The organism is Phycicoccus jejuensis, from assembly GCF_000720925.1.
Taxonomy (GTDB): Bacteria; Actinomycetota; Actinomycetes; order Actinomycetales; family Dermatophilaceae; genus Phycicoccus; species Phycicoccus jejuensis.
Window position 1 is genome coordinate 49214 of record NZ_JOEE01000007.1, and the last position, 22773, is coordinate 71986.

A 22773-nucleotide genomic window follows, 5' to 3' on the forward strand; every position below is an offset into this window, starting at 1 on the left:
TCAGCGCGGCACCGCGAGGTCGCGAGGGCAGGGCGAGGTCGGGACGGCAGGGCGAGGTCGGGGCGGCACGGCGTGGAAGCAGTCACGCGACAAGGTTTCCCTTCCACCCAGCATGGTCTCCCTTCCACTCAGCATGGTTTCCCTTCCAGCCGGCAAGGGTTTCCGTCCACCCGGCAAGGGATCCCCTGCGGGTGGAAGGAGTGGTTGCGGGGTGGAAGGGATTCCTTCCGCGCCGCATGGAGGCCGGAAGAGCACACTGTTCCTCCCCGATGAACCGGTGGCGCCCGCCGACCGGTTCTCGGCCGCGGACGACCAAGATTTAGGCTGCGCGGATGGGGCGGAGGGTGCTGCGGTGGACGACCGGCGTCGTCGTCGTGCTCGCGCTCGTCGTCGCGGCCGGCTGGGCGGGGTACCGCTGGGTGCTCCCCCACCACCGTCCGGACCTCGCCGCCGGTGAGCGCTACGGCATCGACGTCTCCGCCCACCAGGGCGACGTCGACTGGGAGGCGGTCGCCGCGGACGGCATCGACGCCGCGTACCTCAAGTCCAGCGAGGGCGCGACGTTCGAGGACCCGCGCTTCGCGGCCAACTGGGCCGGCGCGCGCGAGGCCGGCCTCGAGGTCGGGGCGTACCACTTCTTCACCCTCTGCAAGGACGGCCCCGAGCAGGCCGAGAACCTGCTGGCCCGGCTGCGCGAGGTGGGCGCCGACGACACCGCCCTTCCACCGGTGCTCGACCTCGAGCTGAGCGGCAACTGCTCGGCCCGGCCGCCCCGAGGCGTCGTCGACCAGCGCCTGACCGACCTCGTCGAGGCCGTCGAGCGCGGCACCGGCCGACGCGTCGTCCTCTACGCCCTCGACGACTGGACGAGCCGCTACCCGCTGCCGGAGGACCTGCGCGACCGCGACCGCTGGGAGCGCCGCCTCCTGCTGCGCCCGTCGACGGACGGCTGGGCGTGGTGGCAGGTGAGCAGCCGGGCGAGCGTCGCGGGCATCGACGGCCCCGTCGACCTCGACGTGGTCGCGCCCCGCGGCTGACCGCCGCGGCGAGCAGCCACGGGCCCTGGCGAGGTTGGCCGTCGAATCGGCGTTCCGTCGGCAGCATCTGCCAACGCGAGCGTGACCCCGGGACGGGTTGGATCGTGCCCATGACCGACGGGCACCGCAGACGCATCCGGGTGGGCATCGACACCGGGGGCACGTTCACCGACGTCGTCGCCGTGGACGAGGACTCCGGGGAGGTCGTGACGACCAAGACCCCGAGCACCCCCTCGAACCCCGCCGACGGCTTCATCGCCGGCATCGAGAAGATCCTCGGCGTCATGGGCGCCTCGGGTCACGACCTCACCGCCGTCTCGCACGGTACGACGGTCGCGACGAACAAGCTCCTCGAGGGCAAGGTCGAGCGGCTCGGGTTCATCACCACCGAGGGCTACGAGTTCATGCTCGAGATCGCCCGCCAGGCCGTCCCCGACGGATACGGCAACTCCTACTTCTGGGTCAAGCCGCCGCGCATCGTCCCGGCCGACGCCGTCCGCACGGTCGGCGGCCGCCTCGACGTCACCGGCGCCGAGGTGCGGCCCTTCTCGGAGGACGACGCCGTCGCCGCCGCGCGCTTCTTCCGCGACCGCGGCATCACGACGATCGGCGTCTGCTTCCTGCACGCCTACGCCAACGACGAGCACGAGCTCGCCATGCGCGAGGTCCTGCGCCGCGAGCACCCCGAGGCCGTCGTCTCCATCAGCAGCGAGGTGCTGCGCGAGTACCGCGAGTACGAGCGGGCGATGACGACGCTCGTCGACGCCGCGGTCAAGCCGAACGTCAGCCGCTACGTGACCAACATCCACGAGCGCCTCGACGGGTTCACCGGCGGACGCCCCGTGCCGTTCTATGTCATGAAGTCCAACGGGGGCGTGCTCTCGGCCGACGAGGTCGTGCACCAGCCGATCACGACGGTCCTGTCGGGCCCGGCGGCCGGCGCGCTCGGCGCCGCGCTCATCGCCGAGAAGGCCGGCTTCCACAAGGTCCTCACCTGCGACGGCGGCGGCACCTCGACCGACGTCTCGGTCGTCCTCGACGGCGAGCCGACCCTCACCACGGAGGGCTCGGTCGGGGCCTACCCGAGCAAGATCCCGATGATCGACGTCGTCACCGTCGGCGCGGGCGGCGGCTCGGTGGCCTGGGTCTCCCCGGAAGGCACGCTCAAGGTCGGGCCCCACTCGGCCGGCGCCGACCCCGGACCGCTCTGCTACGGCCGTGGCGGCACCGAGCCGACGATCACCGACGCGCACGTCGTCCTCGGCCGCATCCCCCCGCACCTGCTCGGCGGCGAGATCCCCCTCGATGTCGACGCCGCCCGCGCGGGCCTGGTCGACCTCGCCGGCAAGCTCGGGCTCGACCTCGAGACCTGCGCGACGGGCATCCTCGAGATCTCGGCGTGGAACCAGGCCAACGCCCTGCGCCAGGTCTCGGTCAAGCGCGGCCTCGACGTGCGCGACTTCATGCTGACGACCTTCGGCGGCTCGGGCTCGCTCCTCGCGTGCCGGCTCGTCGACGTCCTCGACCTCGCCGGCGCCGTCGTCCCGCAGAACCCGGGCAACCTCAGCGCGTTCGGCCTGCTGACCGTCGACGTCCGCAACGACTACGTCCAGACGCACGTGACGCGCCACGAGGGCATCGACCTCTCGTCCGTCGCCGCGGTCCTCGACTCGCTGACGGCCAAGGGCGCCGCGGCGCTGACGGCCGAGGGCTTCACGCCCGAGCAGCACGAGTTCGTCCGCACCGCCGACCTGCGCTACTTCGGGCAGGCCTACGAGGTGCGCGTGCCGGCCGGCCCCGGGTCGGTCGACGAGGCGTGGACCGACGAGGTCGCGACGCGCTTCCACGACGAGCACCGGCAGCTCTACGGCTACGACTTCCGGGACGACCCGACCCAGCACGTCGAGTGGGTCAACCTGCGCGTCACCGGTGTCGGGCCAATCACCCGTCCCGAGCTGCGCCCGCTCCCCGACCGCGAGGGGTCGTCCGACGTCACCGACGGGCTGCCCGCGCAGCGCTCGGTGCGCCCGGTCTGCTTCGACCCCGCCGCCGGCTACGTCGACACCCCGGTGCTGTGGCGCCCCGACCTGCGGGCCGGCGACTCCTTCAGCGGCCCGGCCATCGTCGAGGAGTTCGGCTCGACCGTCCCCGTCCACCCCGGCTTCGCCGTCCGCGTCGACACCTGGGGCAACCTCGTCATCACCCAGGAGGCGACCCGATGACCGCCGTCCCCACCACGCCCGACCCGCTCGTCGACCTCGAGGCCTACCTCTCGAGCGAGCCGGTCAACCCCGGTGGCCTGCCGACCGCGTACGAGCACGGCGGCCGCCTCACCCCCGAGGGCAGCGCCGTCGACCCGGTGCTCGTCGAGATCGTCCAGGGCACACTGGCCAGCGTCGAGATGGAGGTCGAGACCGCCATCGCGCGCACCTCGCGCTCCCCCATGATCCGCGACGCCCACGACTTCCGCGCCGGCATCCACGACCGTCAGCTGCGCAAGCTGACCGGCCGCTCGTACTCGGCTCTCGTGCACCCGATCGTGCGCGACTTCCCGCTGGACGAGATGCACGAGGGCGACGTCTTCTTCCACAACGACGTCTACGAGTCGGAGGGCGGCATCGGCCACCTGCCCGACCTCTGCGTCACCGTCCCCGTCTTCCACGAGGGCGAGGTCGTCGCGTTCGTCCAGGCCTTCGGCCACCACGACGACATCGGCGGCGCCTGCCCCGGGTCGATGCCCAGCGGCGCCCAGAGCGTGTTCGAGGAGGGCCTCTCGGTCCCGCCGATCAAGCTGTGGGACAGCGGAGTCCCGAACAAGGCGGCGCTGCGGATCATGACCCGCAACAGCCGGATGCCCGACAGCCTCGCGGCCGACCTCGACGCCGAGTGCTCCGCCTGCCTCATGGGCGCGCGCCGCCTCGGCGAGCTGTTCACCCGCTACGGCCGCGAGACGGTCGAGGCCGCGTTCGACGCCATCCTCGACGCGACGACCGAGACCTACCGCCGCGAGATCCTCGACAAGATCCCTGACGGCTCGTACGTCTGGGAGGACTACGCCGAGCACGACGGCGTCGACGAGCCGATGCTGCACACGCAGCGGATCACGCTGACCAAGACCAGCACCGGCGGCCCCGGCCCCGGTGACGGCGGGCCGCGGCTCATCATCGACTTCACCGGGACGAGCGCCCAGGCGAAGGGTCCGATCAACCACTGCGGCGACTACGTCGGCGGCAACTTCCTCAAGAAGTGGCTGGCCCCGATCCTGCGCAACCTCGCCGACACCCCCGAGCGGATGGCCGAGCTCGACGTCAACGAGGGCGTGGTGCCGCTCATCGAGATGCGCTTCCCGGAGAAGGGGACCCTGCTGACGCCGGTCTACCCGGCGCCGACGAACGCCCGCACCTTCGTCATCCTGCGCCTGCTCGGCGTGCTCGCCGGCGTCGTCGCCAAGGCGGTCGACGGCCGGATGCCGGCCGACCAGGAGACCATCCGCTACACCGGCGTCTACGGCAAGGACCGCGACGGCAACGACTACCTCATGCGCGAGGTGCTCGGCGGCGGCTCGGGCGGCCGCTACTACGCCGACGGCGAGGACACCATCCACGTCGTCCCGGACAGCCGCAACCTCCCGACCGAGTTCACCGAGAGCCGTTTCCCGTTCCGCGTCGAGCGCCTCGGGCTCGCGGTCGACTCCGGTGGCGCCGGGCGCCACCGCGGCGGCCTCGGCTACGAGAAGCAGATCCGGATGCTCGAGGACGCGCACTTCATGTCCATCGCGGACCGCTCGATCCTCGCCTGCTGGGGCGTCAAGGGTGGCAAGGCCGGCCGGCCCTTCGAGGTGACGATCGACCTCGGCGGCCCGACCGAGCGCACCGTCGACGCGCTCGCCGACGCCGAGCCGGTCAAGGCCGGCCAGGTCATCCGGATCCGGACCACCGGTGGCGGCGGCTGGGGCGACCCGCTCGACCGCCCCTACGACGAGGTCGAGCGCGACCTGCGCTGGGGCAAGGTGTCGTTCGACGGCGCCCGCGAGGACTACGGCGTCGTGGCGTCGGGCACGAAGGACGAGCCCGTCGTCGACGTCGCCGCCTCCGACGCGCTGCGCGCCGAGCGCCGGGCCGCCCGCGGCGAGGAGCCGTTCTTCGACCGCGGCCCCGGGTACGCCAAGCTGGCCGGCGGCGCCGGCGCGGCGGACGTCGACTGGCTCTGATGCCCACCGGCCCGGTCCTCGTCGTCGGCGCCGCCGGCAAGACGGGCCGGGCCGTGTGCGGCGCCCTGCTCTCGCGGGGCGCCGCCGTGCGGGCCGCGGTGCGACCGGGCCGTGAGGCGTCCGCCCCGGCGGGCACCGAGCCCGTCGCCGTGGACCTGACGGACGGTCGCGGCCTCGACGCCGCGCTCGCGGGGTGCGCAGCCACGTACCACCTGGCGCCCAACGTCCACCCGGACGAGGTCGGCATCGCCGAGCGCGTCGGCGACGCGGCGCGGCGCACGGGACTGCGGCACCTCGTCTTCCACTCGGTGCTCCACCCCGACGACGTCCGGATGCCGCACCACCTGCGCAAGGGAGTCGCCGAACGCGCGCTGCGGCAACGCGTCTCGGGCTCCCTCGTCGTGCTTCGACCGTCCGCCTACCACGAGAACCTGCTGCCGCAGGTGCTCGACGGCGCCGTCGCGCTGCCCTATTCCGCCGACACCCCGTTCACGACCGTCGCGCTCGCCGACGTCGCCGAGGTGGCTGCCACCGCGCTGCTCGACCCCGCGCGGGACGGCGAGGTGCACGACCTCGTCGGACCGGAGGCGTTGACCACCCGCGAGATGGTGGCCCGCGCCGAGCAGGTGCTCGGCCGGCCGGTACGGCTCACCGTCGGGACCCCGGGGGCGTGGGCCGACGGCCCCGGCGCCGGCCTGCCGGCGTCGGCCAGGGAGGCGCTGGTGGCGATGTTCGCGGCCTACGACGAGGACGGTCTGGTTGGCGACCCCGCGGCGCTCACCGCCCTGCTCGGGCGCCGCCCCACGTCCTGGGCCCAGACGCTCGCAGCAGCATGGACGGCATCCGCGCTCCCCCCATCCTGACCCCGGCCCCCTGACCCCACACGGTCGAGTGCGGAAGTGGCGCCCAGGGCAACCACTTCCGCACTCGACTCCGGGGATGAGAGGTGCCTCAGCGGCGGAAGACCTGCACCTCCGAGATGCCGACCTTCTCGGCGCCGCTGTAGTTCGTGGCGCAGTCGGTCGCGTTGGCCGGGTCGTTGTCCTGCTCACCGGCGTACGCCGGTCCGCCCTGGCACTGGTTGGCGACGGCCACGAACCGCAGGTGGGTGGCCGCGGTCTGCGGGATGTCGAACGAGCGCATCTTGAGCGCCGGCGCCGTCGGCCGCGGGACCCCGGCGGGGAACGCGTCGGCCGGCGAGGTCCACACCGGGCGGTAGTCGGCGTCGCGCGAGCAGTCGACCCGGCCGCGGGCGTCGCAGGCGAGCACCTGGAACTGGCGCAGCGCCTGGAAGCGGCCGACGACCCCGGGCTCCGGCAGGGAGCTGACCTGGACCCGGCGGACGACCTGGCGGCCACCGGCGAGGTCGACGGTGAACGCCTTCTGCGCCGCCGTCGGGCGGTCGACCGTCGTCGCCGTCGTGCCCTCGTCGTCGTCGACGAGCTTGCCGAGGTTGACGCCCTCGCCGGTCACGGTGGCCCCGCGGGCCGTGCTGGCGAGGTTGTCGCGCAGCTTGACCGGGAGGTTGCGGGTCTGGTTCGGCTTGGCGGTCAGCGTGACCCGGACCTGCCCGTGGCCCTGCGCCCACGCGGTGTACGTCCGCTCGCCCGGGGCGATCGAGAACGTGTCACCGAGCGCGCTCGCGGGGTCGGTGTCGGCCACCGGGCGCGAGCGGGCCGTGTACTCGCCGACGTAGAGCTTCGCGCCGACGACCGGGCGCCCCTCCTCGTCGGTCGGGCTGAACCGCAGCGTCGCGTCCTTCGCGTACGCCGAGGCGAAGCTCGGGACAGGCTGCGTGTCACCGGAACCCGCCGAGGTCGCGCCCTGTCCGAGGCCGCGGGCGGCGAACGCGTTCCACAGCAGGTCCTGGTTGGCCCCGCCGAAGCGCAGGAGGTCGGCGGCGAGCATCCGGTCGCGGGCGTCGACCATCGAGACGGCGCCGCTCGGCATGAGCAGCCACGAGTCGAAGACGAGCTGGATCCAGCGCCGGTTGCCCGGGCACTGCGCGGCGGCGCGCTCGCCGTCGGCGCAGGCCTTCTGGGTCGCGGCGTCCCCGAGCCCGTAGCGGTCGATGAACGCTGCCCGGATGTCGTTGTTCGTCGCGGACCAGATCTCGCCGTCCGCGTGCACCTGCGGACCGGTGAGGTCGTAGCCGACGTTCGAGTAGTTGAGCGGGCTCTGCCCCATGTTGTAGTTGCGGATGCCCTGCTGCGGGTTTCCGGTGACGTAGGCGCCCATCGGGGTCGCCTCGCCGCCGAGCGGCGCGTAGCCGTTCTCCTGCAGGTACTCCATCGCCATGAGGTCCGACCAGCTCTCGCCCATGCCGCCGGCCTGGAGCCCGGACAGGCCCTGGACGGGGCCGCCCGCCATCCGGTTGCTGATGGCGTGGCCGTACTCGTGGCCGATGACCGACATGTCGAACGAGCCGTCGACGCACGGGGCATAGAACGAGCCCGCGACCGGCTGCCACATGTACATATTCGAGTACACGGTGCCGCCGTCGCCGAGGGTCAGCTGGTTCGCGTTGTTGCGCAGGCCGACCTGCGCCCCGGACTGGGCGCGCCCGACCTCCGGGTCACCGCCCGTGCCGCCCTTGCCGTAGTTGTCGCGCTGGAGGTTCCACGCCGACTCGGTGAAGCCCAGCCGGTAGGACCAGTCGTGCATCCGGTTGTGCATCGCGAAGAGGTTGGCCGTCGCCGCGTCGATGTCGTTGCGGGTCGGGCTGGAGTACGCGGCGGGGTCGCACCTGCTCGTCTGCCAGACGTTGGTCCAGTCGTAGACGTAGTTGCGGTCGGCCTTCGGGGTCGCCGTGAGGCCGGGCGTCGTACGCCACTGCTCGTAGGTCAGCGCGTTGTTGCCGTTCGTCGTGAACGTGCTGATGTTCGTCGAGGGGTCGACGTCCCACGCCTTCGGGGAGGCCGGGCTCGCGACGACCTCGTCGCACCCCTCGGCGGCGACCCAGCAGAAGGTGCTGCGGGTGTCGGTGGAGGAGCGGTCGGTCAGCGGCGTGCCGGTGAAGACCTTCCAGCGCGGGTTGTCGCTGTCGGCGTCGACGAGGTTCTCGCGGGCGATGACCTTCCCGGTCACGGCATCGACGTGGATGCTGTACGCGGTCTCGGCGTCGACGACCATCTCGACGCGGAACGCACGCCGGGGGTCCTTGCCGGGCACCGGGACCGCGACCTCCTCGGTGCGCTCCGAGACGAGTGACCCGGCGTCGGCGCCGACGCTGCGGGCCGCCGCGGCGACGGCCGCCTTCTCCGAGACCTTCGCGGCGGCCGGGGCCGCGGCGTCGGGGGTGAAGGTCGAGCTGACGTAGCGGACCGACCCGTTCTGGACCGCCACGGCGACCATGCCGTCGAGGCCCGCGGAGACACCGCCGAAGGTCTGCCGCAGCAGGACGACGGTGGCGTCGCCGATGCGGTTGGTGCCGACGAGCTCGACGTCGTCCAGCTGGTCGCTCGTCAGCCCGAAGGCCGCCCGCTCGCCGGCGAGGAAGTCGCGGGCCGCGGTCTCGGGGTCCTTCGCGAGTCCGCGCGCGACCGGTGAGGTGCCGTCGAGCACGTAGCTGGCCGGCGCACCGAACCGGTTCCAGGTCACCGACTTCGCACCCGATGCGCGCCCGGTGTCGGTCGAGCGCTGCGCCGACGAACGCTGTGCCGACGACGGCGCGGCCGAGCCGGTCCGCGTGTCGAGGTCGGGCAGGCCGTGGTCGTGGTCGCTCTCGCCGGGCGGGGTCGACACGATGTCGGCCGGCCCCTCCTCGGCGGCGGCCGCCTGCTGGGCGGTCACCGCCAGGCTCAGCGCGACGGCGGCGGTCAGGCCGGTCGCGACCGCGCGGGTCGCTGGGTTCCTGCGTCTCATCCGGATGCTCCTCGGTGGGGGGTCGCCACGGGAAGCACCGGGCTCCGTGGTCCACCGGGTCCCGGCGGACGACGGCCCCTGCCCCGGCCCCGTCGCGTGCCGTCCACCCAACCCGCTGGAGCTCCTGAGAAGAACCTGTGAGAGACCAAGTCTTGGTCAAGTCTTCGTCAGCGCCCGGGTCCGCCGGCCGCCGGACTGGCAGAAGGTGCCAGCGGATCGGCCGGTTCACGGGCTCGGGACGACGATGGGTGCCCTCCTCCCGGCGGCTAGGTTGACGAGACGCCGACGCCCCACCCCGTCGGCGCACCGCCCCGAGCACCGAGGAGCCCCACCCGTGACCGGACCGCTGGACGGCATCACCGTCGTCGACCTCTCGCGCGCCCTCGCCGGCCCCCACGCTGCGATGCTCCTCGGCGACATGGGCGCCCGCGTCGTCAAGGTCGAGTCCCCGACCGGTGACGACACCCGCGGATGGGGACCGCCCTTCGTCGGTCCCGAGGACGACCCCGTGTCGACGTACTTCCTCTCGTGCAACCGCAACAAGGAGTCGATCGTCCTCGACCTCAAGTCCGACGACGGCCGCGAGACGCTGACCCGCCTCGTGCGCCACGCCGACGTGCTCATCGAGAACTTCCGCCCGGGTGTCCTCGACCGGCTCGGGTTCGACGTCGAGCGCCTCCACGAGCTCAACCCCGGGCTCGTCGTCCTCGCCATCAGCGGGTTCGGCCACGACGGACCCGAGGGCGGCCGCCCCGGCTACGACCAGATCGCCCAGGGCGAGGCCGGCCTGATGTCGGTGACCGGCACCGGGCCCGACGAGCCGCAGCGCGTCGGCGTGCCGATCGGCGACCTGCTGGCCGGGCTGCACGGCGCGTTCGGGGTGGCCACCGCCCTGCGCGAGCGTGAGCTGACCGGCCGCGGGCGCGTCGTGCGCACCTCGCTGCTCGCCTCGGTCGTCGGAGTGCACGCCTTCCAGGGCACCGCGTACACCGTTGCGGGACAGGTCGGTCGGGCGCAGGGCAACCACCACCCGTCGCTCGCGCCGTACGGTCTCTTCCACGCGAGCGACGGCCCGGTGCAGGTGGCCGTCGGCTCGCAGGGCCTCTGGGTGCGCTTCGCGGAGGCGTTCGACATCGACCCCGCCGACCCCCTGCTCGCCACCAACTCCGCCCGTGTCGGCAACCGCGTACACCTCGTCGAGGTCATCGACGCCGCCTTCGCGTCGTGGCGCGCCGAGGAGCTGCTGGCCCGGCTCGCCGAGCTCGGCATCCCGTCGGGCAAGGTGCGCTCCATCGACGAGGTCTACGACTGGGAGCAGACCCGCTCGCAGGGACTCGTCATCGACGTCGAGCACCCAGTGCTCGGGCGCATCGAGCTGCCCGGTCCGCCGATCCGGTTCGACGACAACGCCTTCGGCGGCGGTCGTGACACCCACCAGCCACCCCCCGGTCTCGGCGAGCACGACGCCACGGTCCGTGCCTGGCTCGACGAGGCGGACGCGGCCGACGCGGCCGACGGGGGCCGCCCGTGACCGCCGAGGCGCGGGCGCGCCGGCCCGGCGCCCACGAGCTGCTCGACGCCGTGCTCGACCCGGGCAGCTTCACCTCGTGGGACGAGGCGCCCCTGAGGGTCGCGGAGCCCGGCAGTGAGTACGCCGCCGAGCTGGCCGCAGCAGCCGAGCGCGCCGGCACCGACGAGTCCATCGTCACCGGCGAGGGGCGCATCGGCGGGCACCGGGTCGCCGTCGTCGTCGGCGAGTTCCGCTTCCTCGCCGGCTCGATCGGCCGGGCCGCCGCCGAGCGCGTGACCGCCGCCTTCGAGCGCGCCACGGCCGAGCGGCTGCCCCTGTTCGCCGCGCCCTCCTCCGGCGGCACGCGGATGCAGGAGGGCACGCCGGCCTTCGTGACGATGGTGAAGATCAGCGGCGCCGTCGCCGCGTTCAAGGCCGCCCGGCTGCCGTACATCACCTACCTGCGGCACCCGACGACCGGTGGCGTCCTCGCGTCGTGGGGGTCGCTCGGCCACGTGACCGTCGCCGAGCCGGGGGCGACCATCGGCTTCCTCGGCGCGCGCGTCTACGAGGCGCTGTACGGCGAGCCCTTCCCCCAGGACGTGCAGGTCGCCGAGAACCTCTACGCCCACGGCCTGCTGGACGCCGTGCTGCCCGTCGAGGCGCTGACCGAGATCGCCGGCCGCTTCCTCGACATCCTCGCGGCGCCGCGCGAGCTGACCCCGGTGCCCGACGTGCCGAAGGAACCGCTCGCGGACGTCCCGGCCTGGGACTCCGTCACGCGCTCCCGCCGCCCGGAGCGGCCGGGCATCCGCGCCCTGCTGCGGCTCGGCGCGTCCGACGTGCTGCCGCTGTTCGGCACCGGCGCCGGCGAGTGGGACCGCAGTCTCTTCCTCGCGCTCGCCCGCTTCGACGGCGCGACGTGCGTCGTCCTCGGCCAGGACCGCCGGGCCGAGGCGCTCGAGGCGCCGCTCGGGCCGTCCGGGCTGCGGGTGGCCCGGCGCGGGATGAAGCTCGCGACCGAGCTCGGGCTGCCGCTGGTCAGCCTCATCGACACCGCCGGCGCCGCCCTGTCGAAGGCCGCCGAGGAGGGTGGCCTGGCCGGCGAGATCGCGCGGTGCATCGCCGAGCTCGTCACGCTGCCCGTGCCGACGGTCTGCGTCCTGCTCGGACAGGGCACCGGGGGCGGGGCGCTCGCGCTGATGCCCGCCGACCGCGTGCTCGCGGCGCAGCACTCCTGGCTCTCGCCGCTGCCGCCGGAGGGTGCCTCGGCCATCCTTCACCGCACGACCGAGCGCGCTCCGGAGCTCGCCGACCAGCAGCGCGTGCGCTCGCTCGACCTGCTGCGCGCGGGCATCGTCGACCGGGTCGTGGCCGAGCACCCCGACGCCGCCGACGAGCCCGAGGCGTTCTGCCGCCGGCTCGCGCAGGCCGTCCGCCACGAGCTGGCCGAGCTCGCGGCGCTCGACGACGCGGCCCGGCTCACCGCCCGCCACGACCGCTGGCGCGCCCTCTGACCCCCGTCCCCCACTGATTGCGAGTTCCGCCGCTCGACGCGCCGCGTCAGCGGCGTGTCGAGCGGCGGAACTCGCAAGAAGTCGGAAAACCCCCGAGGAAGTCAGGCGACGGGCAGGGCGTCCTCGGCGCGCGCGGGTGCGACGACGGAGGGCCGCCGCGCGCGCTGCTCGTTGAGCGCCAGCCCGACGACGGACACCAGCACGACCGCGAAGCCGAGCCACTGCGTCGCGCTCGGGCTCGCCCCGAGCCACACGACGCCGACGAGCGCCGCCGACAGCGGGAAGGCCAGCTCGGCGAGGGTCGCCCGCGACGCGGGCGTCCGCCCGAGCGCGCGGTAGTACAGGACGAGCGCGAGCAGCCCCGGCACGAGGGCCAGCAGGAGGATGTTGACGACCGCGTCCGAGCCGAGCAGCACCGGCGTGCCGGTCAGCCCGGCCGTCACCGCGAGGGTCACGAGGCCGAAGGCGAAGCGCAGCGCCGTGAGGTCCGAGAAGCGCAGCTCGGCGGACGCCGCGCGCCCGAGCACCGTCCCCGCCGCCCACAGCGCCGCGGCGCCGACGGCCAGCAGCGCTGCCATGGCGCTCGAGACGCTGACGGCCAGCGGGTCGGGGAAGGCCAGCAGCCACGCCCCGACGAGCGCCGGCACGGCGAACACCGCGTAGACCGGGCGCAGCCGCTCGCCGAGCAGCAATGCCGCGAGTGCGATGGCGATGAGCGGCTGGAGCTTCTGGAGCACCTGCGGCGTGATCGGGTCGCCGGTGCGGAAGGCCGCCGTGAACAGGGTCGTCGCGAGCGCCGACGACCCGGCGCCGATGACGACGACGCTCACCTTCGTGCGCAGGGACGTCGTCCGCAGCCGCCGCAGCGCGGGCACGAGCCACGGCAGGGTGAGCACCACGAGGACGAGGTGCTCCCACAGGACGACGGCGAGGGCGGGGTACTCCGCGGCGAGCGGTCCACGCCACAGCGAGGACAGGCCCCAGAGCGAGGCGGCGAGGGCGACGAGCCAGGTGCGGTCGGACGTCCGGTCGGTCATGGACACAGCGTGGACCACGCGCGCCCCGCGGCCACCACCGGCCCCGCGAGATGTCGAGGGACGAGACACCGGCGGTCGACGTCGGACTGCCAACGCCCGGCCCGCCCTTGGGCAGAACCTGCCAACGCGGGGCCGCGTCCCGGCTCCCTAGGGTCGGTCTCCCGGGCACCCCGTCCGGCGGATCAGGGAGCGAGGTGACGGATGCGGGTCCTCCTGGCCCTCGGCGGCAACGCGATGACCGGCCCCGACGGCAGCGCGACCCCCGCCGCGCAGATCGCCGCGGTGACCGAGGCGATGGGCGCCGCCGCCCGCCTCGTCGCGGCCGGCCACGAGGTCGTCGTCACGCACGGCAACGGCCCGCAGGTCGGCAACCTGCTCGTCAAGAACGAGCTCGCCGCCCACGTCGTCCCGCCGGTGCCGCTGGACTGGTGCGGCGCCCAGACGCAGGGGACCCTCGGCTTCACGATCCTCGACGCGCTCGACGCCGCCCTCGCCGCCGCGGGCACCCCGCGGCCCGTCGCGGCCCTCGTCACCCGCACGCTCGTCGACCGCGAGGACCCCGGCTTCACGCACCCCACGAAGCCGGTCGGCCGCTACGTCGACGCCGACGCGGCCCGGCGCATGGTCGAGCACGGCCAGGTGTGGGAGGACCGCGGCGAGCGCGGCTGGCGGCGGGTCGTCGCCAGCCCCGAGCCGCTCGAGGTCCTCGACGTCCCGGCCGCCCGCACGCTCCTCGACGCCGGCTACGTCGTCGTCACGGCCGGCGGCGGCGGCATCCCCGTCGTCCGCGACGCCGACGGCACCCTGCGCGGCGTCGAGGCCGTCATCGACAAGGACCTCACCGCCGCGCTGCTCGCCCGCTCGCTCGGCGCCGACGTCCTCGTCATCGCCACCGACGTCGACCACGCCGCGGTCGGCTTCGGCACCCCGCAGCAGCGCGACCTCGGCCGGGTCACCCTCTCCGAGCTGCACGACCTCGCCGCCACCGGCGAGTTCGCGTCCGGCTCGATGGGCCCCAAGGTCGAGGCCGTCTCGCGCTTCGTCGCCGCCGGAGGACCGCGCGGCGTCATCACCTCGCTCACCCACATCACCGACGCCGTCGACGGCGGCTTCGGCACCGTCGTCGAACCCGACTGAGAGGAACATCCCGTGCCCGACGCCATCGAGGTCCGCAAGGTCCCGCTGCACACCGTCTCCGACGCCTCCGAGCTCGGCAAGCTCATCGACGCCGGCGTCATGGAGGCCGGCCGCGTCATCGCCGTCATCGGGAAGACCGAGGGCAACGGCGGGGTCAACGACTACACGCGCATCATCGCCGACCGCGCCTTCCGCGAGATCCTCGTCGAGAAGGGCGCCGACCCGGCCAAGGTCAAGGAGATCCCGATCGTCTGGTCGGGCGGCACCGACGGCGTCATCAGCCCCCACGCCACCGTCTTCGCGACCGTCCCCGCCGAGCAGGCGCCGCAGACCGACGAGCCGCGCCTCACCGTCGGCTTCGCGATGAGCGAGCAGCTGGCCCCCGAGGAGATCGGCTACCTGCCGATGGTCGAGAAGGTCGCCGCCGCGGTCAAGGTCGCGATGGAGCGGGCCGGCATCACCGACCCGGCCGACGTCCACTACGTCCAGACGAAGACGCCGCTGCTCACCATCCACACGATCCGCGACGCGAAGTCCCGCGGCCAGAAGGTCTGGACCGAGCACACGCACGAGTCGATGGACCTCTCCAACGGCTGCACCGCGCTCGGCATCGCCGTCGCCCTCGGCGAGATCGAGATGCCGACCGACGCCGACGTGATGCACAACCGCGACCTGTACTCCTCGGTCGCGTCCTGCTCCTCGGGCGTCGAGCTCGACCAGGCGCAGGTCGTCGTCGTCGGCAACGCCCGCGGGGTCGGCGGTCGCTACCGCATCGGCCACTCGGTGATGAACGACGCGCTCGACCAGGACGGCATCTGGGCCGCGATCAAGGACGCCGGGCTCGACCTGCCCGAGCGCCCGCACCGCAGCGACCTCGGCGGCCGCCTCGTCAACGTCTTCCTCAAATGCGAGGCGAGCCAGGACGGCACCGTCCAGGGCCGCCGCAACGCGATGCTCGACGACTCGGACGTGCACTGGCACCGCCAGATCAAGTCCTGCGTCGGCGGCGTCACCGCGTCGGTCACCGGCGACCCGGCCGTGTTCGTCTCCGTCTCGGCCGCCCACCAGGGCCCCGAGGGCGGCGGCCCGGTCGCGGCGATCATCGACCTCGGCGACGAGCCCACCGGCTACCGCGCCTGACGCACCCCCGGACCGGAGCCGGCCCTGCACCCCCTACGGCAGGGCCGGCTCCTGCACGTCCGGGGCGCTGACGCATGACCGGGGACGGATGGGGTACCGGCCGCGGGTGAGCCACACCGCATCCTCGCCGTCCCCCACCCCTCCCCCGGCGCCCCCGCCCGGGCTGCTCGACCCCTCGCGCGCCGACGAGCTCGCCACCGCCCCGGACACCGCCGTCATCGACGCCCTCGCCGAGATGGTCGCCCACCCCGAGTACCCCTGTCTGGGAGCCCGGTCGGTGTTCCGTCGGGATGCCGTCACTCCGCACGTCCTCGACGACCTGACCGACGACCGGCCCGGCGGGTCGCTCGACGAGCTGGGCCGGCGGCTGCGGTCGTTCGCGGCCGCCGCCGACCCCGACGGGGACCTCGTCTCGTTCGTCGTCTGCTTCCGGGGGCCGCGGGCCGACGAGCGCGGCTTCGAGGAGCAGCTGTGGGCGGCGCTGCGCCACCTGCACGCCCAGGACGACCGGCCCTGGCCCGGCCACGTCGCGGCCGACCCCGGCGACCCGCACTTCGCCTTCAGCCACGGCGGCACCCCGTTCTTCGTCGTCGGCCTGCACCCCGGCGCCTCCCGCATCGCGCGCCGCGCGCCCGTGCCGACCCTCGTCTTCAACCTGCACGACCAGTTCGAGCGCCTGCGGGCCGACGGCCGCTACCAGCGGATGCGTGACACCATCCGACGACGGGACACCGACCTCCAGGGTGGCGTCAACCCGATGGTCGCCGACCACGGCACGGCGTCCGAGGCCCGCCAGTACTCCGGCCGCGCCGTGCCCGCCGACTGGACCCCGCCCTTCGCCCCGCACTCCACCCCGCAGCCCGCCCCCGTCGAGGAGCCCGCATGAACCCCGCCCGCACCCGCTTCCCCCGTGCCTCCGCGCCGCCGCCGTACGCCGGCGGGGTCGACGGCCCCGCGGACGGGTGGCACCGCATCGGCCCGCAGACCGGCGTGGCCGTCGAGCTCGCGCCCGGTGACCGGCTGACCCTCCTCGACCCGTGCGGCGAGCAGGTGAGCGACCTCTACCTCGTGCGGTCCGACGACGTCGCGGAGCAGTTCTCGTCCGGCCGGACGACGGACTTCGGCAACAGCATCTACGTCTCGACCGGCTCGATGCTCTGGAGCAACCGCTCGGGCATCCTCGCCGAGGTCGTCGACGACACGGTCGGGGTCCACGACCTCACCCTCACCCCGTGCAGCCAGGCGACCTTCGACGTCCTCTACCCCGAGTTCGACGGCGCCCCGCACCCCAGCTGCTTCGCGAACATCGTCGGCGCCCTCGAGCCGTACGGGGTCGACGCGGACCGGGTCGGGGTGACGCTCAACGTGTTCATGGACGTCTGGACCGACGAGCGCGGTGAGCTGCACATCGACCCGCCGCCGACCCGTCCGGGCGACCGCTTCACCATCGAGGCGCGCGAGCCGCTCGTCGCCGCCGTCACCGCCTGCTCGGCGGAGAAGTCGAACAACGGCCGCTGCACCCCCATCGACTACTGCGTCGACGCCGCCCCCCGCTGACCCGCGACTCCCCCTCTCTCTCCCGCCCCCCTTTCGCGAACGCGTGTGGAACCGCCGGGGAAGCCCGGCGGTTTCACACGCGTTCGCGGAGGAGCGGGGCTCGGGGTCGGTCGAACGGACGGTCGGAGTCGGAGCGGCTGCGGCGCCCGCGGCCGTCCGACGATGCTGGCGCGCGTGACGACCACCTCAGGCCCTCAGCCGATGTCATCCGGGACGCCGCAGCCTGCGAGCACCCTGCGCCGCACCCGGCCGCCGCACGTCCCGGTGGCGCCGCCGGCCGTCACCGTGCGGCCGGCCTCCGCGAGGACCCTGCGCCACGTCGTGCTCGGGGTGGTCGCGTTCTTCGCCGGCGGCGCCTTCGGTCTGCCGGCGGCGACCCGCGGGCTGGACCCGACGGCGGGTACCGCGGTCGGGATGGGCGCCATGGTCCTGGCCGCGCTGGGTGTGGTCCTGCTCGTCCGACGGTGGGGGCGCTCGCTCGTGGCGGAGATCGAGCTCGGCTACACGACATCGCGTCCCCGGTCCGCCGCGTGGTGGTGGGGCCACGGCCCGCGGCGCGGTCGCTCGGTCGACTGGGACCTCTCGGGCCTCTGGTACCTCCGGCCGTCCGGGGAGGTCCGGGCCGCTCCCCTGCCGACACCGCTCCCGGCCGGCTGGTACACCTCGCCCCGTGACCCCGCCCGGCTGGAGCTCTGGACCGGGTGCCAGTGGAGCGGGCTCCTCGGCGCACGGACGGACGGTCTCCTCCCGCTCTGACTCCCCGCCCTCTCCGACGCCCACGCCCCTCCCGCGAACGCGTGTGAAACCGCCGGGCCTCCCCGGCGGTTTCACACGCGTTCGCGGGGGGTCGGCAGGGGGCCGGGGGCGGTAGGTTCCGGTCGTGGACACCGCCGAGGAGCAGCCCGACGAGGAGATCGACGAGGCCTTCGAGCGACTGCTCGAGGAGGGGCGCGACCGGCTGGAGCGACCGATCTGGACGTTGCTGCCGACCGGCCTGCTCGGCGGCATCGACGTCGGCGTCGGCATCCTCGCCTACCTCGTCGTCAAGCACGAGACGGGCAGCCAGCTGCTCGCCGCGCTCGCGTTCTCGGTCGGGTTCGTGGCGCTGCTCCTCGCGCGCAGCGAGCTGTTCACCGAGAACTTCCTCGTGCCCGTGACCACGGCAGTCGCCGAGAAGGGCAACTGGGGCCGGCTGCTGCGCCTGTGGGTCGTCACGCTCCTGACGAACGTCGCCGGCGGCGCGGTCATCATCTGGGTCATCCTCGTCGCCCGGCCCGACCTCGCCGAGGTGACCCGCGAGACGGGCGAGCACTACGCCGAGCTGGGCATCAGCGCCAAGAGCTTCATGCTCGCCGTGCTCGGCGGCCTCGTCATCACCCTGATGACCCGGATGCAGAACAGCACCGACAGCATGGGCGTCAAGATCGTCCCCGCGATCCTCTTCAGCGCGGTGCTCGTCGGCGCCGAGCTCTTCCACGCCGTGCTCGACCAGATCCTCATCATCGGTGCGGCGATCGCGGGCTCCGACATCACGATCGGGCAGTTCCTCACCGCGCTCGTGTGGGCGAGCCTCGGCAACGTCGTCGGGGGCGTCGGCTTCGTGACGTTCCTGCGGCTCGTGCGCTCCGCGCCGCGGGTCGAGGTCGAGCGCGAGCGGTCGGCGACGACCTGACCCGCGCCCGCCCCCACCCGCGGCCGGGCGCGCGACCCGTCAGTGCGCGAAGTGGCGGGTGCCGGTGAAGTACATCGTCACGCCGGCGGCCTGCGCGGCGGCGACGACCTCGGGGTCGCGCATCGAGCCGCCGGGCGCCACGACCGCGCGGACGCCGGCGTCGAGCAACACCTGGAGGCCGTCGGCGAACGGGAAGAACGCGTCCGACGCCGCGACCGAGCCGCGCGCCCGCTGCGCCCCCGCGCGGGTCACCGCGAGGTGGCAGGAGTCGACCCGGTTGACCTGGCCCATGCCGATGCCGACGGACGCGCCGTCCTTGGCGAGGAGGATGGCGTTGGACTTGACCGCGCGCACCGCCCGCCACGCGAACTGGAGGTCGGTCAGCGTGCGCTCGTCGGCGGCGTCGCCGGACACCAGGCGCCAGTGCGCGGCGTCGTCGCCGCCGGTCGTGGCGCCCTCGTCGTCGCGGACCACGGCGTCGACCGCGTCGCGGACCTGCAGGAGCACACCGCCGGAGACGGCGCGGAACTCGACCGGGTCGCTGAAGCGCTCGACGCCCTCGGGCAGGCGCAGCAGCCGGCGGTTCTTCTTCTCGCGGAGGATCTCGAGGGCGTCGTCGTCGAACGCCGGCGCGACGATCACCTCGCTGAAGACGTCGTTCGTCGCCAGCGCCATCTCGCGGGTCACCGGGCGGTTGGTCGCGATGATGCCGCCGAAGGCCGACACCGGGTCGCAGTCGTGCGCGGCGGTGTACGCCTCGGCGACCGTCTCGCCGACCGCGATGCCGCACGGGTTGGCGTGCTTGATGATCGCGACCGTCGGCTGGTCGCCGTGGTCGTACGCGGCGCGCAGCGCGGCGTCGGCGTCGACGTAGTTGTTGTACGACATCTCCTTGCCGGCCAGCTGCTCGGACTGCGCCAGGCCGGGCCGCCAGTGCGTGTAGAGCGCGGCGCGCTGGTGCGGGTTCTCGCCGTAGCGCAGGACCGCGGACTTCTTCCAGGTCGCGCCGGTCCACGCCGGGAAGCCGGTGCCGTCCGAGGTGTCCGCGTAGGCGTTGCCCATCCAGGAGGCGACGGCGACGTCGTAGCTCGCGGTGTGCGCGAACGCCTCGGCCGCGAGGCGCTTGCGCTGCTCGAGGGTGAAGCCGCCGGAGCGCACCGCCTCGAGGGCGACGCCGTAGGCCGCGGGGTCGGTGACGACGGCGACGCTCGGGTGGTTCTTCGCGGCCGCGCGGACCATCGAGGGACCGCCGATGTCGATCTGCTCCACGCACTCGTCGGGCGTCGCGCCGGAGGCCACGGTCTCGCGGAAGGGGTAGAGGTTGACGACGACGAGCTCGAACGCCTCGACGCCGAGGTCCTCGAGCTGCGCGAGGTGGTCGGGCTTGCGCGTGTCGGCGAGCAGGCCGGCGTGGACGCGCGGGTGGAGGGTCTTGACGCGGCCCTCGAGGCACTCGGGGAAGCCGGTCAGCTCCTCGACACGCGTGACGGGCAGGCCCAGCGACTCGATGAGCGCGGCGCTGCCGCCGGTCGAGACGAGCGTGACGCCGGCGTCGTGCAGGCCCTGCACGAGCTCGGGCAGGCCAGTCTTGTCGTAGACGGAGACGAGGGCGCGACGCACGGGGCGGACGTCCTGGGTCGGGCCGGGGGCGGAGACGGATGCCATGGAGGGCTCCTCGGGGTCGACGGGGTCGGTCCCGGAGCACCCAGGCGGGCGATGCCCCGACTGCAGACTTCCCGGTGGTGACCCACCCGCGCCAGTCGTCGTCGGCCACTCTAGCCAGCGTCGACGGCGGCCCCCAAACGCTCCCGGTCAGCGGGCGTAGGGCGACGGGGGCAGCGGGTCGGGCCAGGAGCCACCGAGCACCCGGTCCACGTCGAGGACGACGACGACCCGCTCGGGGTTCGGCCGGGGCGGTCGGTACCGGACGGCGTAGCGCTCCTCGGCGTCGCGGACGGCGTCGGCGTCCTCGAGCACCCGGGTCGTCCCCTCGAAGGTGACCCACCGCCGCCCCTCGTGCTGGGTGAGCGACGCGCGACGTCCGGCCCGCGCCTGGACGACCTTGGCGCTCGAGCGCGCGGCGATGACCCGGGCGACGAGCAGCTCCTCGTCCCAGGTGAAGCCGACGGGCACGCTGTGCGGGCTGCCGTCGCGGCGCAGCGTCGTCAGGGTCGCGAGGTGGCGTTCGCGGAGGAAGGCAAGGACGTTCGGCGCGAGCGCGTCGGGGGTCAGCGCCACGAGCGGTCCTGCGCGAGCCGGGTCAGCACGTCGACGAGCATCCCGCGCTCCTGCTCCTTGATGCGCTCGTGCAGCGAGACGGCGTCGTCGCCGTCCTCGACGCGCACGGCGCGCTGGTCGATGATCGGCCCGGTGTCGACCCCCGCGTCGACCCAGTGGCAGGTGCAGCCGGTGACCTTGACCCCGTGGGCGAGCGCGTCGCGCACGCCGTGCGCGCCGGGGAAGCTCGGCAGCAGAGCGGGGTGGGTGTTGACCACCCGGAACGCCTCGAGGAAGGCCGGCCCCAGCACCCTCATGAAGCCCGCGGACACGACGAGGTCGGGGTCGTGGGCGGCGACGAGGCGCGCGAGGGCGGCGTCCCAGTCGGCGCGGGTGTCGTGGTCGGGCACCCGGCAGACGAACGTCGGGATGCCGCGCTCCCGCGCCCGCTCGACCCCGCGCGTGCCGTCGCGGTCGGCTCCGACGACGACGACCTCGAGGGGCGCGTCGCCGGCGTCGAGGACCGCCTGGAGGTTGGTCCCGGAGCCGGAGACGAGCACGGCCAGCCGCAGCGGGCCACCTGACCCCGCGCTCACCGGCGCAGCCGCCACGCGTCACGCAGGACGAAGAGGACGGCGCCGACGACGAGCCACGCGAGCGCCGAGAGCGCCATCTCGAGGGCCGGGGCCCCGACCGACGACAGCCGGTAGGCCCCGAGCGACCCGCCGCCGACGGCGTCGAGCAGCCCGATGGCGAGCGCCGTGACGACGCACGAGGACACGGCGACGACGAGCTTGGTGCGCAGCCGGGCGAGCCGGGCCACGGTCGCGACGGCGCGTCGCCCGACCCACATCCCGGCGCCGACGAGGAGCAGCACGCAGACGACGCCGACGAGCCCCGGGAAGCGCCCCGGCTGGGGCAGCGCACCGAGCGCGGGGACCATCGGCAGCAACCCCGTCTCGGAGCCGTCCCAGGTGACGGAAGCGCCCTCGACGACCGAGAAGCCCGGGCCGGCGACGAACGAGACGACCCACAGGCCGAGGTTGGCCAGGCCTGCCAGCTGCCCCGCGAGGAGCACCGCGACGCCGACACCCGAGGGAGCGAGGTCGGACTGGATCGACACGACCCGCGGCCACGCGAGGAGCACCGCGAGGAGGACGGCGACCATCCCGAGCATGATCAGGAGGCCGGCGCCCGCGAGCCCCGGACCGACCGAGCGACGGATGCTGTCGGGCAGCGGGAGGACCAGGCGCGGCCCGAGGACGTCGGGGTCGTCGCGGCCGACGGCGCGCAGCGCGTACCCGAGCCCGACGAGGGGCACGAGGACCGCCGGCAGGAGCAGCGTCCAGGGCCGGGGCGGCAGCGGGCCGTTCGCGGCGAGCACCCAGCCGATGCCGACGACGGCCGCGTAGCCGGCCCACCAGGCCCCGACCGCGGCGGCCAACGGGCGCGGCAGCAGGCCGGCCCACCACTCCCCCTCGGAGCTGACCCGGACCATCGCCTCGCGCGCGCCCAGGCGGGCGACGAGCACGAGGACACCGAGGAGCAGCAGGGGCGTCAGCGCGATGGTGGCGGTCCCCACCCCGAGGTGGGCTCCGCCGGCGAGCAGCCAGGCCGAGGCGCCGACCGCCGTCGCCGACGACCCGTCCGAGCTCGAGAGCGGGTCGGCCGCCCACGCCGCGAGGACCGGTCCGACGACGAGCACCGCCGACACGAGCCCGGTCGCGACGCCGATGAGCCCGGAGCGCCGCCAGCCGGGCGCCAGCGGGTGGACGTGGCCACCGGCGGGCTCGGTGCCGGCCGGTGAGGACGTGGTGCGGTCCGTGACGGTCATCGCGGACCAGTCTGCGGCACGGTCAGCCGCGAGCCGTGGTG

18 protein-coding genes and 1 riboswitch are annotated in these 22773 nt (G+C 74.2%); of the genes, 12 read left to right on the plus strand and 6 right to left on the minus strand.

Translation table 11 applies throughout. The features are described from left to right. Positions 1-332: 332 nt before the first annotated feature. From IG69_RS0113795 to IG69_RS0113810, 4 genes are all read left to right on the plus strand, one after another. The gene (locus tag IG69_RS0113795) at positions 333-1037 is read left to right on the plus strand and encodes a GH25 family lysozyme (protein ID WP_051750575.1); all 705 of its coding nucleotides are present in this window, start codon (positions 333-335) and stop codon (positions 1035-1037) included. Positions 1038-1147: 110 nt separating this feature from the next. After that, positions 1148-3259: a hydantoinase/oxoprolinase family protein gene (locus IG69_RS0113800; protein ID WP_030528752.1), complete on the plus strand. Its 2112-nt coding sequence runs from the start codon at positions 1148-1150 to the stop codon at positions 3257-3259. Next, entirely contained in the window at positions 3256-5247 is a 1992-nt protein-coding gene (locus tag IG69_RS0113805; RefSeq protein ID WP_211251012.1) for a hydantoinase B/oxoprolinase family protein, read from the plus strand. The genes IG69_RS0113800 and IG69_RS0113805 overlap by 4 nt, the downstream gene beginning before the upstream one ends. Next, the gene (locus tag IG69_RS0113810) at positions 5247-6110 is read left to right on the plus strand and encodes an NmrA family NAD(P)-binding protein (protein WP_036830176.1); all 864 of its coding nucleotides are present in this window, start codon (positions 5247-5249) and stop codon (positions 6108-6110) included. The genes IG69_RS0113805 and IG69_RS0113810 overlap by 1 nt, the downstream gene beginning before the upstream one ends. Positions 6111-6198: 88 nt before the next feature. Here the strand turns inward: IG69_RS0113810 and IG69_RS0113815 are convergent, their stop codons facing one another. Further along, positions 6199-9111 carry a M36 family metallopeptidase gene (locus tag IG69_RS0113815; protein ID WP_030528755.1) on the minus strand — a complete coding sequence of 971 codons (2913 nt, stop codon included), beginning with the start codon at positions 9109-9111 and terminating at the stop codon, positions 6199-6201. Between the two features lie 334 nt (positions 9112-9445). Here IG69_RS0113815 and IG69_RS0113820 point away from each other — a divergent pair, with 334 nt between their 5' ends. Continuing rightward, positions 9446-10642: a CaiB/BaiF CoA transferase family protein gene (locus IG69_RS0113820; protein ID WP_036830179.1), complete on the plus strand. Its 1197-nt coding sequence runs from the start codon at positions 9446-9448 to the stop codon at positions 10640-10642. Next, positions 10639-12138, plus strand: a complete 1500-nt coding sequence (locus IG69_RS0113825) for a carboxyl transferase domain-containing protein (RefSeq protein WP_030528757.1) — start codon at positions 10639-10641, stop codon at positions 12136-12138. The genes IG69_RS0113820 and IG69_RS0113825 overlap by 4 nt, the downstream gene beginning before the upstream one ends. 101 nt (positions 12139-12239) lie before the next feature. Here the strand turns inward: IG69_RS0113825 and IG69_RS0113830 are convergent, their stop codons facing one another. Beyond that, entirely contained in the window at positions 12240-13175 is a 936-nt protein-coding gene (locus tag IG69_RS0113830) for a DMT family transporter (protein ID WP_030528758.1), read from the minus strand. A gap of 201 nt (positions 13176-13376) precedes the next feature. On the opposite strand from IG69_RS0113830, the gene IG69_RS0113835 reads away from it, so the two are divergent. The 6 genes from IG69_RS0113835 to IG69_RS0113860 all read left to right on the plus strand — a co-directional run bounded on the left by IG69_RS0113835 (position 13377) and on the right by IG69_RS0113860 (position 18681). Then, entirely contained in the window at positions 13377-14312 is a 936-nt protein-coding gene (locus IG69_RS0113835; protein WP_030528759.1) for a carbamate kinase, read from the plus strand. A 12-nt stretch (positions 14313-14324) separates the two neighbouring features. Continuing rightward, on the plus strand, positions 14325-15452 hold the full coding sequence (gene bar, locus IG69_RS0113840; RefSeq protein ID WP_030528760.1) for a barbiturase: 1128 nt from the start codon (positions 14325-14327) through the stop codon (positions 15450-15452). 106 nt (positions 15453-15558) lie between these two features. Beyond that, on the plus strand, positions 15559-16338 hold the full coding sequence (gene gntA, locus IG69_RS0113845) for a guanitoxin biosynthesis heme-dependent pre-guanitoxin N-hydroxylase GntA (protein WP_211251014.1): 780 nt from the start codon (positions 15559-15561) through the stop codon (positions 16336-16338). Next, a complete protein-coding gene (locus tag IG69_RS0113850) occupies positions 16335-17009 on the plus strand; it encodes a DUF1989 domain-containing protein (RefSeq protein WP_030528762.1) in 675 nt (224 codons plus the stop codon). Before gntA ends, IG69_RS0113850 begins: the two co-directional genes overlap by 4 nt. 201 nt (positions 17010-17210) lie before the next feature. Beyond that, positions 17211-17765, plus strand: a complete 555-nt coding sequence (locus IG69_RS0113855; RefSeq protein WP_157577592.1) for a hypothetical protein — start codon at positions 17211-17213, stop codon at positions 17763-17765. A 124-nt stretch (positions 17766-17889) separates the two neighbouring features. Continuing rightward, positions 17890-18681 carry a formate/nitrite transporter family protein gene (locus tag IG69_RS0113860; RefSeq protein ID WP_030528764.1) on the plus strand — a complete coding sequence of 264 codons (792 nt, stop codon included), beginning with the start codon at positions 17890-17892 and terminating at the stop codon, positions 18679-18681. 39 nt (positions 18682-18720) lie between these two features. Here IG69_RS0113860 and purH read toward each other — a convergent pair whose 3' ends face one another. The 4 genes from purH to IG69_RS0113880 all read right to left on the minus strand — a co-directional run bounded on the left by purH (position 18721) and on the right by IG69_RS0113880 (position 22732). Continuing rightward, positions 18721-20346 carry a bifunctional phosphoribosylaminoimidazolecarboxamide formyltransferase/IMP cyclohydrolase gene (purH, locus tag IG69_RS0113865; RefSeq protein WP_030528765.1) on the minus strand — a complete coding sequence of 542 codons (1626 nt, stop codon included), beginning with the start codon at positions 20344-20346 and terminating at the stop codon, positions 18721-18723. Positions 20347-20377: 31 nt separating this feature from the next. Beyond that, positions 20378-20455: riboswitch (ZMP/ZTP riboswitch) on the minus strand. 38 nt (positions 20456-20493) lie between these two features. Beyond that, complete coding sequence (locus IG69_RS0113870) at positions 20494-20919, minus strand: TIGR03618 family F420-dependent PPOX class oxidoreductase (RefSeq protein WP_030528766.1); 426 nt, start codon at positions 20917-20919, stop codon at positions 20494-20496. Beyond that, positions 20910-21470 carry a phosphoribosylglycinamide formyltransferase gene (gene purN, locus IG69_RS0113875; RefSeq protein WP_211251019.1) on the minus strand — a complete coding sequence of 187 codons (561 nt, stop codon included), beginning with the start codon at positions 21468-21470 and terminating at the stop codon, positions 20910-20912. The genes IG69_RS0113870 and purN overlap by 10 nt, the downstream gene beginning before the upstream one ends. Before the next feature lie 20 nt (positions 21471-21490). After that, positions 21491-22732, minus strand: a complete 1242-nt coding sequence (locus tag IG69_RS0113880; protein ID WP_030528768.1) for a cell division protein PerM — start codon at positions 22730-22732, stop codon at positions 21491-21493. Positions 22733-22773 lie beyond the last annotated feature (41 nt).

Coding starts and splice junctions, on each gene's coding strand:
- IG69_RS0113795 (WP_051750575.1), top strand. CDS start 333: ATGGGGCGGAGGGTGCTGCGGTGGACGACCGGCGTCGTCGTCGTGCTC.
- IG69_RS0113800 (WP_030528752.1), top strand. CDS start 1,148: ATGACCGACGGGCACCGCAGACGCATCCGGGTGGGCATCGACACCGGG.
- IG69_RS0113805 (WP_211251012.1), top strand. CDS start 3,256: ATGACCGCCGTCCCCACCACGCCCGACCCGCTCGTCGACCTCGAGGCC.
- IG69_RS0113810 (WP_036830176.1), top strand. CDS start 5,247: ATGCCCACCGGCCCGGTCCTCGTCGTCGGCGCCGCCGGCAAGACGGGC.
- IG69_RS0113815 (WP_030528755.1), bottom strand. CDS start 9,111: ATGAGACGCAGGAACCCAGCGACCCGCGCGGTCGCGACCGGCCTGACC.
- IG69_RS0113830 (WP_030528758.1), bottom strand. CDS start 13,175: ATGACCGACCGGACGTCCGACCGCACCTGGCTCGTCGCCCTCGCCGCC.
- IG69_RS0113835 (WP_030528759.1), top strand. CDS start 13,377: ATGCGGGTCCTCCTGGCCCTCGGCGGCAACGCGATGACCGGCCCCGAC.
- IG69_RS0113850 (WP_030528762.1), top strand. CDS start 16,335: ATGAACCCCGCCCGCACCCGCTTCCCCCGTGCCTCCGCGCCGCCGCCG.
- IG69_RS0113855 (WP_157577592.1), top strand. CDS start 17,211: ATGTCATCCGGGACGCCGCAGCCTGCGAGCACCCTGCGCCGCACCCGG.
- purH (WP_030528765.1), bottom strand. CDS start 20,346: ATGGCATCCGTCTCCGCCCCCGGCCCGACCCAGGACGTCCGCCCCGTG.
- IG69_RS0113880 (WP_030528768.1), bottom strand. CDS start 22,732: ATGACCGTCACGGACCGCACCACGTCCTCACCGGCCGGCACCGAGCCC.